The sequence below is a fragment of the Providencia rustigianii DSM 4541 genome (assembly GCF_000156395.1).
Taxonomy (GTDB): domain Bacteria; phylum Pseudomonadota; class Gammaproteobacteria; order Enterobacterales; family Enterobacteriaceae; genus Providencia; species Providencia rustigianii.
On record NZ_GG703818.1, the window covers coordinates 579,863 to 594,102 of the forward strand.

Annotated in this window: 16 protein-coding genes; 4 read left to right on the forward strand and 12 right to left on the reverse strand. The window is 42.0% G+C overall.

Translation table 11 applies throughout. The features are described 5' to 3' along the window. The first annotated feature begins 212 nt into the window (after positions 1–212). Positions 213–1,589, forward strand: coding sequence for an FAD-dependent oxidoreductase (locus PROVRUST_RS07735; protein WP_006814208.1), 1,377 nt, complete (start codon positions 213–215; stop codon positions 1,587–1,589). Between the two features lie 44 nt (positions 1,590–1,633). Here the strand turns inward: PROVRUST_RS07735 and sspB are convergent, their stop codons facing one another. The 5 genes from sspB to zapE form a co-directional block, all read right to left on the reverse strand. Continuing rightward, positions 1,634–2,128: a ClpXP protease specificity-enhancing factor gene (sspB, locus tag PROVRUST_RS07740; protein WP_006814209.1), complete on the reverse strand. Its 495-nt coding sequence runs from the start codon at positions 2,126–2,128 to the stop codon at positions 1,634–1,636. Between the two features lie 17 nt (positions 2,129–2,145). Beyond that, on the reverse strand, positions 2,146–2,775 hold the full coding sequence (sspA, locus tag PROVRUST_RS07745) for a stringent starvation protein SspA (RefSeq protein WP_006814210.1): 630 nt from the start codon (positions 2,773–2,775) through the stop codon (positions 2,146–2,148). Positions 2,776–3,285: 510 nt separating this feature from the next. Further along, the gene (gene rpsI / locus PROVRUST_RS07750) at positions 3,286–3,678 is read right to left on the reverse strand and encodes a 30S ribosomal protein S9 (RefSeq protein WP_006814212.1); all 393 of its coding nucleotides are present in this window, start codon (positions 3,676–3,678) and stop codon (positions 3,286–3,288) included. 14 nt (positions 3,679–3,692) lie between these two features. Then, a complete protein-coding gene (gene rplM / locus PROVRUST_RS07755) occupies positions 3,693–4,121 on the reverse strand; it encodes a 50S ribosomal protein L13 (protein WP_006814213.1) in 429 nt (142 codons plus the stop codon). A 298-nt stretch (positions 4,122–4,419) separates the two neighbouring features. After that, a complete protein-coding gene (gene zapE, locus PROVRUST_RS07760; RefSeq protein ID WP_039854751.1) occupies positions 4,420–5,550 on the reverse strand; it encodes a cell division protein ZapE in 1,131 nt (376 codons plus the stop codon). 251 nt (positions 5,551–5,801) lie between these two features. Between zapE and zapG the strand changes: the two genes are divergently transcribed. The 3 genes from zapG to degS all read left to right on the forward strand — a co-directional run bounded on the left by zapG (position 5,802) and on the right by degS (position 9,129). Then, positions 5,802–6,200, forward strand: coding sequence for a Z-ring associated protein ZapG (gene zapG / locus PROVRUST_RS07765; protein ID WP_006814216.1), 399 nt, complete (start codon positions 5,802–5,804; stop codon positions 6,198–6,200). Between the two features lie 335 nt (positions 6,201–6,535). Further along, positions 6,536–7,930 carry a Do family serine endopeptidase gene (locus tag PROVRUST_RS07770; RefSeq protein WP_164717609.1) on the forward strand — a complete coding sequence of 465 codons (1,395 nt, stop codon included), beginning with the start codon at positions 6,536–6,538 and terminating at the stop codon, positions 7,928–7,930. 131 nt (positions 7,931–8,061) lie between these two features. Beyond that, positions 8,062–9,129, forward strand: a complete 1,068-nt coding sequence (gene degS / locus PROVRUST_RS07775; RefSeq protein WP_039854754.1) for an outer membrane-stress sensor serine endopeptidase DegS — start codon at positions 8,062–8,064, stop codon at positions 9,127–9,129. Between the two features lie 79 nt (positions 9,130–9,208). On the opposite strand, the gene murA is transcribed toward degS, so the two are convergent. From murA to mlaF, 7 genes are all read right to left on the reverse strand, one after another. Then, on the reverse strand, positions 9,209–10,471 hold the full coding sequence (gene murA, locus PROVRUST_RS07780) for a UDP-N-acetylglucosamine 1-carboxyvinyltransferase (RefSeq protein WP_006814219.1): 1,263 nt from the start codon (positions 10,469–10,471) through the stop codon (positions 9,209–9,211). Between the two features lie 53 nt (positions 10,472–10,524). Next, entirely contained in the window at positions 10,525–10,779 is a 255-nt protein-coding gene (ibaG, locus tag PROVRUST_RS07785; protein ID WP_006814220.1) for a BolA family iron metabolism protein IbaG, read from the reverse strand. A 137-nt stretch (positions 10,780–10,916) separates the two neighbouring features. Beyond that, positions 10,917–11,207: a lipid asymmetry maintenance protein MlaB gene (mlaB, locus tag PROVRUST_RS07790; RefSeq protein ID WP_006814221.1), complete on the reverse strand. Its 291-nt coding sequence runs from the start codon at positions 11,205–11,207 to the stop codon at positions 10,917–10,919. A 1-nt stretch (position 11,208) separates the two neighbouring features. Further along, entirely contained in the window at positions 11,209–11,838 is a 630-nt protein-coding gene (gene mlaC / locus PROVRUST_RS07795) for a phospholipid-binding protein MlaC (RefSeq protein ID WP_006814222.1), read from the reverse strand. Between the two features lie 36 nt (positions 11,839–11,874). After that, positions 11,875–12,387 (reverse strand): outer membrane lipid asymmetry maintenance protein MlaD, encoded by a 513-nt coding sequence (mlaD, locus tag PROVRUST_RS07800; RefSeq protein ID WP_006814223.1) that lies wholly within the window; start codon positions 12,385–12,387, stop codon positions 11,875–11,877. Between the two features lie 3 nt (positions 12,388–12,390). Further along, positions 12,391–13,173, reverse strand: a complete 783-nt coding sequence (gene mlaE, locus PROVRUST_RS07805) for a lipid asymmetry maintenance ABC transporter permease subunit MlaE (protein ID WP_006814224.1) — start codon at positions 13,171–13,173, stop codon at positions 12,391–12,393. A 6-nt stretch (positions 13,174–13,179) separates the two neighbouring features. Beyond that, positions 13,180–13,983, reverse strand: coding sequence for a phospholipid ABC transporter ATP-binding protein MlaF (gene mlaF / locus PROVRUST_RS07810; RefSeq protein WP_006814225.1), 804 nt, complete (start codon positions 13,981–13,983; stop codon positions 13,180–13,182). Positions 13,984–14,240 lie beyond the last annotated feature (257 nt).

Here is a 14,240-nt window from a genome sequence, read left to right on the forward strand (position 1 = left end):
AATTCTCTATGAATCATATATCAAACAAGGATGTTTCGAATGTAGATTCATACGAAATGTCGATCCTGCTCATTAAATCACCTCATCATCGATAGATTATCATCAGCTCAATTGGTGACTTTATTATGATAATCACTATTTAAATCAACTTTATCAAAGTAAACTTTAATTCACGTCATACCCATGAAACAAATTACGCAATAAGGATCAACATGTCTGCATCGCATGACGGTTCACAACGTGTTGAGCCAAAAACCAAAGGTCTCAACATCCGTAAAATTGAGTTCATTGAAATTTACCAGCCAATCAGTGGTATCGAAGTGCAGAATCAAGCACAGCGCTGTTTGTCTTGTGGGAGTCCTTACTGTGAATGGAAATGCCCGCTACATAATCACATTCCTAACTGGTTAAAATTAGCGGCGGAAGGCAAAATACTTGAAGCTGCGGAGCTTTGCCATCATACCAATAGCCTGCCCGAAGTCTGTGGTCGAGTATGTCCTCAAGAAAAATTATGTGAAGCGGTGTGCGTGCTGAATGAAACCTTTGGTTCAGTCACTATTGGGCATCTTGAACGTGAGATTACCGATAAAGCTTTTGAGTTGGGCTGGCGTCCTGATATTTCCCATGTCACAGCGACAAATAAACGCGTCGCCATTATTGGAGCGGGTCCGGCAGGTTTGGGCTGTGCTGATGTGCTTGCTCGCAATGGCGTACAAGTCACCGTGTTTGATCGACACCCGGAAATTGGTGGCTTACTCACTTTTGGTATTCCCGCGTTTAAACTTGAAAAAACCATCATGCAACATCGTCGACGGATTTTTGAAGAGATGGGGATCAAATTCAAATTAGATTGCCAAGTTGGGCATGATGTTCCCTTTGAAAGCCTACTGAATGGGTTTGACGCGGTTTTTATTGCAACGGGAACCCATCAGCCTATCGATGGACAACTTACTAACCTAAAGGCTATAGGAGTCTATAACGCACTCCCCTATTTAGTCGCCAATACTCGGCATTTAATGCACTACCCTGAAAATACCGATTTTCCTTACATCAATGTGGCACATCAGCGTGTTGTGGTATTAGGTGGCGGAGATACAGCGATGGATTGTGTACGAACCGCTATTCGACAAGGAGCTCAACACGTTAGCTGCCTCTATCGCCGAAAAAAAACAGACATGCCCGCAGCAAAACGGGAAGTTTTGCATGCCGAAGAGGAGGGCGTAGATTTTTATTTTAACTTACAACCAGTGAGCATTAAAGTTAATAAAAATCATCACGTTGTAGGAATTAACACCACGAACACTCAACCCAGTGTTAATGAAAAAAATACTGTTGAACTCCCCGCAGATATCATCATCATTGCGTTTGGCTTTGAATCTGATCCTATGCCATGGCTTCCATCATGTGAGATTCAGCGTGATCCTCAAGGACGAATCAAGGCTCAACGCCATAGCGAATTTCCATATCAGACTTCACATCATAAGGTTTTTGCTGGTGGGGATGTCGTTCATGGCTCTGATTTAGTTGTGACTGCCATTGCCGATGGTCGAGGTGCAGCTGAAGGTATATTACTGTATTTAGGTATTTAATTTATTTTTGATAAAAAAAAGAGGAATAAATCCCTCTTTTTTATCTATTTAACAACTCGCAGAGTCGGGCGCCCTTTCGGTGGTCTTGGCGGTTCATCGTCTGGTGTAGATGATTCGTCAGTTTGAGCTGACTCGTCATGAACCAAAATAATATTGTCTGCCGGTGTTTCGTCTGTTATGTCGTTTTCTTCTGAAAAATGCTCATCATAAGCCGCTTCAGGTTCAAACATCATACCAGCACCATTTTCACGAGCATACACAGCCATAATTGCAGCCATTGGAACGTATACCTGACGAGGCACTCCACCAAATCGAGCATTGAAGCGAACCTCTTCGTTGGTAATTTCAAAATTACCCACGGCACGAGGCGCTACATTTAATACAATTTGCCCATCTCGGGCAAATTCCATCGGGACATTGACTGCGGGAAGTGTGACATCAACCACCAAATGCGGGGTCATATCGTTATCCAACAACCACTCATAGTGAGCTCGCAGTAGATAAGGTCGACGTGGTGTCATTGGTGCCATTTCCATCATACGACTTAGCCTCGATTTTACTTACGCATTTCGCGCTCTAATTCAGTTAAAGATGCAAAGAATGAACCACGGTCAAATACACGCTGCATGTACAGCTGTAAAAACTTGCTGCTAGATGGCTTTAATTCAATACCCAATACAGGTAAACGCCATAATAGCGGCGCTAAGTAGCAATCGACTAAGCTAAACTCATCACTCATGAAGAATTGCATGTGTTCAAATGCAGGAGAGATTGCAATCAGCTCTTCAGCTAATTGTCGACGCGCGCTTTCAGCTTCCTGAGCACTACCTTTCTCTATTTGATTCATTAGTGAATACCAGTTTTTCTGAATACGGTACATCATTTGACGACTAGTACCACGAGCCACTGGATATACTGGCATTAATGGTGGATGCGGGAAACGCTCATCGAGGTATTCCATGATAATCAGTGGGTCATAGAGTGTTAAGTCACGATCAACCAGTGTTGGTACAGTTCTATACGGGTTTAAATCAATAAGGTCTTGAGGTATATGACCAGGCTCGACATTTTCAACTTCAACACTCACGCCTTTTTCAGCCAAAACAATACGTACTTGATGGCTAAAAATATCAGTTGGACCTGAAAACAATGTCATTACCGAACGTTTATTAGGAGCAACAGCCATTAAAACCTCCAAATTATAAAAATGACTCGCACAAGCTAAAGACCGGCTTCATCATTTTTATTTTTTAAAATCCCCTGCGCTTAACCTTCACTACCCAGATTGAAAGCCAGCACAACCATCCCGCGAAATAAAAGCGAGAAATAATTGAATAAAAAAACTGGGACATATTCTAACAGATTTTGTACAGTTTAGGGGGCTAACCCAGAGAAAATCATCGGTTAATTTTGTTTTTCGAGGGGGAATAATCAAAAATCAGAATTAAATACTCAATTAAGGCATAAATCAAAGAATAAAAAACCTAGAGTTAACTCCAGCGTTAGTGTGTTAAATATTAATAATAAATGTGAATGACATTAAAAGACTATGCATAACTGTAGTGGAATTAATCATCTTTGTCTTTTATTCTTAATTAAACTCACTCGTAACTCAATATTCCATTTTCTATAGATAATAAAAAACCCGCCATAAAGACGGGTTTTTTCATTAACTTCATGCCCAGAGGGCAATAAATTAACGTTTGGAGAATTGTGGACGACGACGTGCTTTACGCAGACCCACTTTCTTACGTTCAACAGAACGCGCATCACGGGTAACAAAACCAGCTTTACGCAGATCAGAACGAAGAGTCTCGTCATAAGCCATCAGTGCACGAGTAATACCGTGACGGATTGCGCCTGCCTGACCAGAGATACCACCACCTTTAACAGTGATGTATAGGTCAAATTTTTCCAACATTTCAATCAGTTCTAACGGCTGACGAACAACCATGCGCGCAGTTTCGCGACCAAAGTATTGTTCCAGTGTACGTTGATTGATTGTGATGTTACCGCTACCCGGCTTAATAAAGACACGAGCAGATGAGCTTTTGCGGCGACCAGTGCCGTAGTATTGATTTTCAGCCATTGCTATAATCCCGATTAAATGTCAAGAACTTGCGGTTGTTGAGCCGCGTGGTTGTGCTCATTACCTGCGTAAACTTTCAGTTTACGGTACATTGCACGACCCAGAGGTCCTTTTGGCAACATGCCTTTAACCGCGATTTCAAGCACACGCTCAGGACTACGAGCAATCATCTCTTCGAAAGTTGCTTGCTTGATTCCACCTACATGGCCAGTGTGGCGATAGTAGATTTTGTCTTCGCGTTTTTTGCCGGTAACAGCAATTTTTTCTGCATTCAGAACGATGATGTAATCACCAGTGTCCACGTGCGGAGTATATTCCGCTTTATGCTTACCGCGCAGACGGCTAGCAATTTCAGTTGCAAGACGGCCTAAAGTTTTGCCATCTGCATCAACAACATACCAGTCACGTTTTACGGTCTCTGGTTTAGCTGTAAAAGTTTTCATTAAAACTTACCCAATATTGAAGTTACACGTTGAGTGAACACTCATGTTCATAAAGTTACTAGAGGTTCACGCGACTCATTGTCCAGCAAACCTACCCCTTCGAGCAGCCTAGCCGGCATTAATGCGTTATTTTTTGGGAAATAAAAAATAACGCTGTAACGTGGGGTCGCAAGATTATAGAGAAGTCAGCGACAAAAATCGACCCCAAATGCATTTTTTTTACATTCGAATCGATAATCAGCGTTATATGCTCATTAAACGCCCAAACTTACGCTGTTTTTATCGTACTGATAAAAACCTATGATAAATGCGGGATCTTTAAATATTCTTCGCTCTGCATTTCTTGTAGGCGAGAAAAGCAACGTTGGTACTCAAATGCTAAAAGTTGCCCTTGATAGAGTGACTCCATCGGCACTTGCGCATTAATCATTAATTTTACCTTACGCTCGTAGAACTCATCAATAAGCGCGAGGAAACGTCTAGCTGGATTCTCATCCGCCATTCCCATTACAGGCACATCGTACAGAAGTACAGTGTGATAGCAGTTAGAGAGGTAGATATAGTCATTTTGACTACGAGGCTCTTCACACAACACTTTAAAACTAATGGCAAGTACACCTTCTGCGGAGCGAATTGCCTGCATTTGGCGATGATTTACTTCCAATACAGGGGTTTTGTGCCCCTCTTTACCAGCTAATTTAATGAACGTTTCATCGAGGTGCTGACGGTTTTGCTCATTAATTGGTGATAAAAATAGATGTGCTTGTGTCAATGTACGCAGGCGATAATCAATTCCAGCATCCACATTCATGACATCGCAATACTTTTTAATTTGCTCAATGGCAGGTAAGAAACGTGCCCGTTGTAGTCCATTACGATAAAGGTTGTCTGGAGTAATATTCGATGTAGCAACTAACGTAATTCCACGAGCGAATAGACCTTCAAGCAAAGTCCCTAAGATCATGGCATCGGTAATATCAGACACGAAAAACTCATCAAAACACAATACATCCGTCTGTTTTTTAAACTCATCGGCGATAGTTTCTAATGGGTTTTCTTGCCCTTGTAATGCCATTAAATCTTCCTGCACTTTCTTCATAAAGCGGTGGAAATGTAAGCGCAATTTTCGATCGCCAGGCAGGCTGTCATAAAACATATCCATCAGCCATGTTTTTCCTCGACCAACTCCCCCCCACATATATAACCCTTGTACAGGCTCGCAGCTTTTTGTTGATGGTTTGCCGAGCAAACGACCAAAACGTTGTTTTAAGCCTTTCGGTTTCTCATTGGGAAAACAAGGTGTTGCACTGCAAAGTTGTTGATAAATTTTATCTAAACGCTCGACTGCTTGCTTTTGAACATCGTCCGGCTGAAAATTGCCTTGAGCAATTGCCTGCTGGTAACGCATAGTAGGGGTCATCGGCGACATCAACTGAATAATCCTTAAAATTTTCGGTTTTTTTTACCGTTATATGATATACACTGCCTTTATTATAACCAGATTCTGTTATCATTTAACTTTCGATTAACCATTCGGCATAGAGTAAGGAATTTTGCTTTATTATTCCACTCTTTAGTCATTAACAGATTGGCCATTAACGGGTATAGTTAGGGTAATCGAGCTAAATTTTTGGCGAATATTTTCTGTGAATTTTGATTGAAGTAAACGAAGGAGTTAGCATGACTTGGGAGTATGCACTAATAGGATTAGTTGTTGGTTTTATCATCGGCGCATTGGTTGTGCGTTATGGCAATCCAAAACTTCGTCAACAAAAAACAGCACAGGCTGAATTAGACAAGAAAAGTACTGAACTCGAAGAGTATCGTAAAGAACTTGTCAGCCACTTTGCTCGCAGCGCAGAATTACTGGATAAAATGGCACGTGACTATCGCCAGCTGTATCAACATATGGCTCAAAGCTCATCAGAGTTAATGCCTGATATGCAAGATAATCCGTTCAACTACCGTTTGACTGAATCTGAAGCTGATAACGATCAAGCTCCGGTAAAAATGCCACCAAGAGATTATTCTGAAGGCGCTTCAGGGTTATTCCGCCCAGTTGAAGAAAAAGAGAAGTAATTACGCTATTCAGCTACCCGTAATCCTACATTACGGGTGGCTATTCAATATTTCAGTCGATTCCCCTCAGTACATTCATATCCCATCCAATTATGAATAAAATCTTATAGTTAATTTAATAACTGTATAGAAGTTCGAGTTTCACTTAAATATCATGTAAACAGATGTAAAATAGTGGATAAGTACTATCCGCATTGGGAACTTTTGAGCATAATCTGTAGTCATAGTACTCAGTTAAGTTAAATTTGAGACCAACAAATATCTCAATTCATGATGTTTTAATCGAGGTTTCTATCGTGAGTTGATATTTTATTTTTGAGAGAATCTACGGAATGATGAAAAGAAAAAATTTTTTTCTAACGGCTGTCGCAATGAGCTTAGGGTTAACTCTAGCAACTATCCCTGCAATTAGTAGTGCTGCGTTGCCTGCAACGTTACCGACGTCTGCACAAAGTCAAAATATGCCAAGCTTGGCACCTATGCTGGAAAAAGTACTGCCGGCAGTGGTTAACATTCACGTTTCAGGTACTCGCGTTCAAACACAACAGATTCCAGATGAATTGAAATTCTTCTTTGGGCCAAATACACCATCGCAACAACAAAGCGTACGTCCATTTGAAGGGTTAGGTTCTGGTGTCATTATCGATGCCACTCAAGGTTATGTGCTAACCAATAACCACGTTATTGATGGTGCGGACAAAATCCAAATCCAACTTAACGATGGTCGAGAAATTGATGTCAAACTGATCGGTAAAGATCCCCAAACAGATATTGCGTTATTAAAAATATCTAATGCTAAAGATATCAAAAACTTAACTGCCGTCTCTATCGCTGACTCAGATAAGCTGCGTGTTGGAGATTTTGCTGTTGCTGTCGGCAACCCATTCGGTTTAGGACAAACTGCAACATCAGGGATTATTTCTGCACTTGGTCGTAGTGGTTTAAATCTGGAAGGTTTAGAAAACTTTATCCAGACTGACGCCTCAATTAACCGTGGTAACTCAGGGGGTGCTCTGGTTAACTTAAACGGCGAATTGATTGGTATTAACACTGCTATTTTAGCGCCAGGCGGCGGTAACATCGGTATTGGCTTTGCTATCCCTAGCAACATGGCGAAAAGCCTGAGTGAGCAACTGATTAAACACGGTGAAGTCAAACGCGGTATCTTAGGTATCAAAGGTACTGAAATGAACTCTGACATCGCTAAAGCGTTCAATATCGATGCTCAACGTGGTGCATTCGTCAGCGAAGTCATTCCTAAGTCATCGGCAGCGAAGGCCGGTATTAAATCTGGTGACGTATTAGTTTCTGTTGATGGTAAACGAATCAATAGCTTTGCAGAATTAAGAGCCAAAATTGGAACGAGTCAACTAGGTAAAGAAATCACCCTTGGCCTGATCCGCTCAGGTAAGCCAATGGAAGTGAAAGTCGTCCTAGACAGCGATGAAGGTTCTGCGACAAAAGCGGAAAAACTCAGTGAATCATTATTAGGTGCAACAATCTCAAATGCGATTGTTAGCAATACTAAAGGGGTTCAAATTGACAATGTAGCACCGAAATCACCAGCGGCATTAGTTGGCTTAGTGAAAGGTGACCTGATCTTTGGTGTGAATGATGCTCGAGTCGAAAACATCGAACAGTTCCGCAAAATCATAGAGAGCAAACCTCCAGTACTGGCAATGAAAGTCTTACGTGGTGGTGAAACCCTCTATTTATTGATGAAAAACTAATTCATTAATAAAAACTATTTAAATCAATAAAACAGGTACAGTACACTCTGCTGTACCTGTTTTTTTATGTTATGCTCAAAGTATCTACCTATAAAATAAATCTAATCAAGCTAACCTTGGTAACCTTTAATATGGTCAAAAAGCTACTTTTGTCTGTCGTGCTAGGTTTAGTTACCGCCTCGATTATCATTATTGCGGTCCCTTCCTTGCGCCCACAAGGGTTAGCCAACTTACTGTATGGCAAAACCAATAGCGAGCCAGTTAGTTACAATAAAGCTGTGCGCCGTGCCGCGCCAGCGGTTGTGTATGTTTATAGTAGCTCTAAAGGCAGTTTCTCCCAGTCCGGGCGGGAGTTACAATCACTGGGTTCTGGAGTGATCCTTAGCACCAATGGCTATATTATTACCAACAAACATGTCGTTGATAACCCTGACCAAATCCTCGTCGCATTACAGGATGGCGCTATTTTTGATGCCTTATTGGTGGGTTCTGATCCCCTCACTGATCTTGCTGTATTGAAAATTGATGCGGAAAATCTTCCAGTGATCCCAATTAATACGCGTCGAGTTACTCATGTAGGAGATGTGGTTTTAGCCATTGGTAATCCGTATAACCTTGGACAAACAGTCACTCAAGGTATTATCAGCGCCACTGGGCGTGTTGGATTAAGTTCTACACGTAGGCAAAATTTTCTACAAACCGATGCCTCGATAAACTCCGGTAACTCCGGCGGTGCGCTGATTAATACTGAAGGTGAATTAGTTGGGATCAACACCCTCTCCTTTAGCGCGGGACAAGGTCTTAACTCCGAAGGGTTAAGCTTTGCCATTCCAACGCCTCTAGCCACTAAGATCATGGAGAAATTAATCCGTGATGGCCGAGTGATCCGCGGTTATATCGGTATTACTGCCCGCGAATTGCCACAAATTCGTTCAAACAATAACAATATTAATCAGATTCAAGGTTTACGTATCTTCCAAGTATCACCAAATGGACCTGCGGGTAAATCTGGTATTATTCAAGGGGATATCATTTTGTCCTTAGATGGTAAACCGGCTGTCTCTGCCGCAGAAACTATGGATTACGTGGCTGAAATTCGTCCTGGCAGTAAAATTCCAGTTCAAATCCTACGAGATGGTGAAATAAAAAATATTGATGTCGTCATTGAAGAATTACCTGAAGGGCAAGCAGCCAACTAAAATTTTTCTAATAAAAAAGGCTGTTCCGCTACAGAACAACCTTTTCTTAATTTAGCGATTCAACCCGCTCTATGCTCAATTATTCTTCAGAGTGAACTCGTTGAATATTTGCACCTAAACCACGTAATTTATCTTCAATATTTTCATATCCACGGTCGATATGATAAATACGGTCAACCGTCGTGGTTCCTTCCGCAATACAGCCCGCAATCACTAAACTTGCTGATGCACGTAAGTCAGTTGCCATAACCTGTGCCCCTGTCAGTTTTTCAACTCCGTGACATAATACCGTATTACTTTCGATATCTGCGTGAGCCCCCATACGAATCAGCTCTGGAATGTGCATGAAACGGTTTTCAAAGATAGTCTCCGTGATCATACCTGCACCTTCGGCGACTAAATTCAGTAAACTGAACTGGGCTTGCATATCAGTAGGGAAACCAGGATGTGGCGCTGTACGTAAAGTCACTGCTTTAGGACGTTTGCCTTCCATATCAAGACTGATCCAATCGTCACCCACTTCAATCTTAGCACCTGCTTCACGTAATTTGGCTAACACCGCATCCAACGTATCTGGACATGCGTTGCGACAAATAACTTTACCGCGAGAAACTGCCGCAGCAATTAAAAAGGTACCTGTTTCAATACGGTCAGGAAGAACTCGATACACTCCGCCACCTAAGCGCAGCACGCCTTCAATCACAATGCGGTCAGTTCCTGCACCTGTAATTTTAGCGCCGAGTGTGTTTAAGAAATTCGCAGTATCTTCAATTTCAGGTTCACGAGCTGCATTTTCAATAGTCGTGGTACCTTCAGCGAGTGTGGCTGCCGTCATGATGCTGATGGTTGCACCTACACTCACTTTATCCATCACGATATCTGCGCCTTTTAAACGACCATCAACGGTCGCTTTCACATAGCCGTCTTCTAAAACGATATGTGCGCCTAATTGTGCTAAGCCACTAATGTGCAAGTCAACAGGACGTGCGCCGATAGCACAGCCACCCGGTAAAGAAACTTCACCATGACCAAAACGTGCCACCAGCGGAGCTAATGCCCAAATAGATGCACGCATGGTTTTCACTAGGTCATAGGGGGCACAATATTCAGTCACATTGCTAGCATCAACAAAAATAGAACCATTACGTTCAATTTTGACACCAAGTTGGCTCAGTAACTTAATCGTTGTATCGATATCTTTCAGCTTAGGGACATTCTGTATTTCTACAGGCTCTTCAGCTAATAAAGCAGCGAACAGGATTGGGAGTGCGGCGTTTTTAGCGCCTGAGATAGAAACTTCCCCCGACAGGCGGGTTGGTCCTTTGACTAAAAATTTATCCATTCTGATATTCTCGTGTGTCAAATATTACAAACTGTTCGCTTACATTTTAATGCTTATAGCCCACTCAGTTTACGGTCTCGCTCCCACTGTGCTGGCGTATAAGCTTTGATTGAAAGCGCATGAATCCGGTTGTCCGCAATATATTCCATTAACGGAGCATAAATAGCCTGCTGCTGCTTAACACGGCTCATGCCGTCAAATAGGCTGCCCACAGCAATGACTTGAAAGTGGCTGCCATCGCCAGTCACGATCGCTTCATCCAGAGACAGCTTTTCCATCAATACTTGCTTTATTTCGTTGGTTTCCATAATAACTCAATCTTATGATTATTCATGATAGTAAATATAGGTGCCTATCCTAATAGATCCAGCACAACACTTAAACCATAGAAAACGCCTCTGGTACACAAAAACACACAGAGGCGCTCTTTTTTACATAACTTGACCTAATTGATGAGAAAAGCTTTCACACCATACAGCTCAATCAAGGTATTCAGGTTATCGCTGATACCCACAAATTTCAGTGGACGCTGCTGGGATTGATATTCGCCTTTAAGGCGGACTAACATCGCTAAGCCTGTTGAATCCACATGGGATAAATTGGAAACATCAATAGACTCTATATGGCTGAGTAACGACTGGCGTTTTTCCCAAAACCCTAATATTGAATCTCGATCCAAAATCCCTGAAATAACTAATGTTGTTTCATTCTGCGCCCATGACAGCTGACCGCTCATATTACCTGTTCTCTTCTAAAGTAATAGGGATTTGAGCACTGCGCTCTAACTGTTGAGTTAAGCCATCAATACCTTGCTTACGTAGAATATCGCCCCACTCATTCTGTTTTGTGGTGATCATGCTGACACCTTCAGCGATCATGTCATAAGCTTGCCAGTAACCCGTTTTACTGTTTTTACGCCATTGAAAATCTAGACGTACAGGCGGGCGACCATTGGTATCATTGATCGTCACACGGATTGCAACAATATTTTTATCCCCTAACGGTTGTTCTGGGGCAATGCTATAAGTTTGACCATGATACATAGCTAATGCTTGACCATAAACTTGCTCAAGATAGGCTTCGAATGCTTTAAAATAAGCATCGCGCTGTGCAGGAGTTGCACCTTTATAATAGGTCCCTAATACCAATGCCCCTGCATATTTAATCTGTACATATGGCAGTAATTCTTCACGCACAATAGTACGCAAATAATCAGGATTCTGTCTAATTTTAGGCTGCTCTGACTTTAATCGATTAAAAGTTTTATCTGCCGCCTCATCCATTAATTTATAAGGATTGGTTTGGTCGATTGCCATCGCAAATGGGGCAATCGCAAGCATCGCAACCATCAATAAACGTTTAAACATAATTTATTCCTTTTAAATTCACAGGGAACACCAAAATTAATGTGCCGGTGCAGGGGCTTGAGCAGGCTCTGTACCTTGGCTATCGCCACTCTTATATAAGAACTGACCGATTAAATCTTCTAACACCATGGCTGGCTTAGTATCTTCTAAACGCCCTCCATCTTTCAAAATCGCAATTCCCATATCTTCATCATCAGGTCCAATATTCATCGCAATATATTGCTCGCCCAGCAAACCTGAGGTACGAATCGACAAAGAACTGGAATCCGGAATATTATCGTACTCACTCAATAAGTCGATTTTCACTTCGGGAACATAGTTCTTTTTGTCTAACGAGATACTCGCAACACGCCCAATAACCACACCACCGACCTTGACGGGAGAACCGACCTTTAAGCCTCCCACATTTTCGAAGGGAGCTGAAACTTGATAGGTTGATTGACTCCCAATCGATTTTAAATCAGCGACTTTTAAGCATAAGAATACAATTGCGGCGATCGCCAACAACATAAAACAACCAACCCATATTTCACTTTTTTTACTTTGCATGACTTAGTTCCCAAACATCAGTGCTGTCAGTACGAAATCTAACCCCAAAACCGATAACGATGCATGAACAACCGTTTTAGTTGTCGCTCGGCTAATCCCTTCTGAAGTTGGAATTGCATCATAACCATTAAAGAGTGCAATCCAAGTCACCGTTATCGCGAAGACTAAACTCTTGATAAAGCAGTTCACTATATCTAATCGCCATTCAATGGAAGACTGCATTGATGACCAAAAGAAGCCGGGATCAATGCCTTTCCAATCCACCCCAACAATCGCACCGCCAATAATACCGACGGCAACAAAAATTAGGGATAATAATGGCATGCTAATAAAACCGGCCCAAAATCTTGGTGCAATTACGCGTCTTAGAGGATCGACGGCCATCATTTCTAAACTCGAAATTTGCTCCGTTGCTTTCATTAAACCAATTTCGGCTGTTAAGGCTGATCCCGCTCGCCCCGCAAACAGCAAGGCAGTGACAACGGGGCCTAATTCACGCAACAGTGATAACGCCACCATCATGCCAAGACTAGCTTCAGCACTAAATGTGGTTAATACCAAATAACCTTGAAGTCCCAAAACCATGCCAATAAATAAACCCGATACCGCAACAATCAGGAGCGACTGAACGCCCACTGAATAAAGCTGCTGCATTAATAGCGGCCACTGTTTCGCAAATTCAGGCTTACCGAATAATGCACGAAACAGCATATAGCCCGCACGACCAAACGCTGCAAAAGTCTCAATCCACCGACGTCCGAAGGCAGCTATCGCCTTTATTATCATCTTTATTTACCCTAATAAATCAGCTGAGTAGTCATTAGCCGGGAACCGAAACGGCACCGGACCATCAGCAATACCATCCATAAACTGTCTCACTCGCGGGTCTTGATTTTCCCGTAGCTCTTCTCCCGTTCCTTTCGCAATCACATGCTGCTGCGCTACAATATAAGCTTTATCAGCAATGCTCAAAACTTCAGGAACATCATGGGAAACCACGACACAGGTAACCCCAAGTGCTTGATTGAGTTCATCGATTAGCTTGACCAAAACACCCATTGTAATCGGGTCTTGCCCAACAAAAGGCTCATCAAACATAATTAAATCTGGATCCAGTGCAATCGCTCTGGCTAGTGCTGCACGGCGAGCCATTCCACCCGATAATTCAGACGGCATCAACTGTGCCGCACCACGTAGCCCAACCGCTTCTAATTTCATCATCACTGTCGTATGAATCAATGATTCTGGTAAGTTCGTATGCTCGCGCAATGGAAAAGCCACATTATTAAACACGTCCATATCCGTAAACAACGCACCGGATTGAAACAGCATGCTCATTTTCTTACGTGATTGATACAATTTAGAACGAGACAACGCAGGAATATTGTCGCCATCAAACCATATTTCACCTTCTTCAGGACGTAACTGACCACCAATCAGGCGTAATAATGTCGTTTTACCGATCCCTGAAGGCCCCATAATCGCCGTGATCTTACCGCGAGGTACTGTTAGATTAATATTCTCAAATATTTTCCTATTTCCCCGCGTAAATGACATATTTTTGACTTCGATTAAGTTGTCTGTCTGTGCTTGCATCGTTTAATAACTCGGTTATATGCCAAACTTAGATTTTTAAAATTAAGTCGGGATTTTACAGAAAAATAAACCCAAAATCGTCCTATATCACATCAACCTATTATTTATAGTACTATATCGCCGAAAATATGACGGTGGATGTGACTATAAATAGAGATAAACCACTATTCGGATGAATATGAGTTAAATTTCACTATAGTTAACGAATATTTTACCTAATTAATAGAAGATAGCTCTTAGAAATTTACCTATCCAAC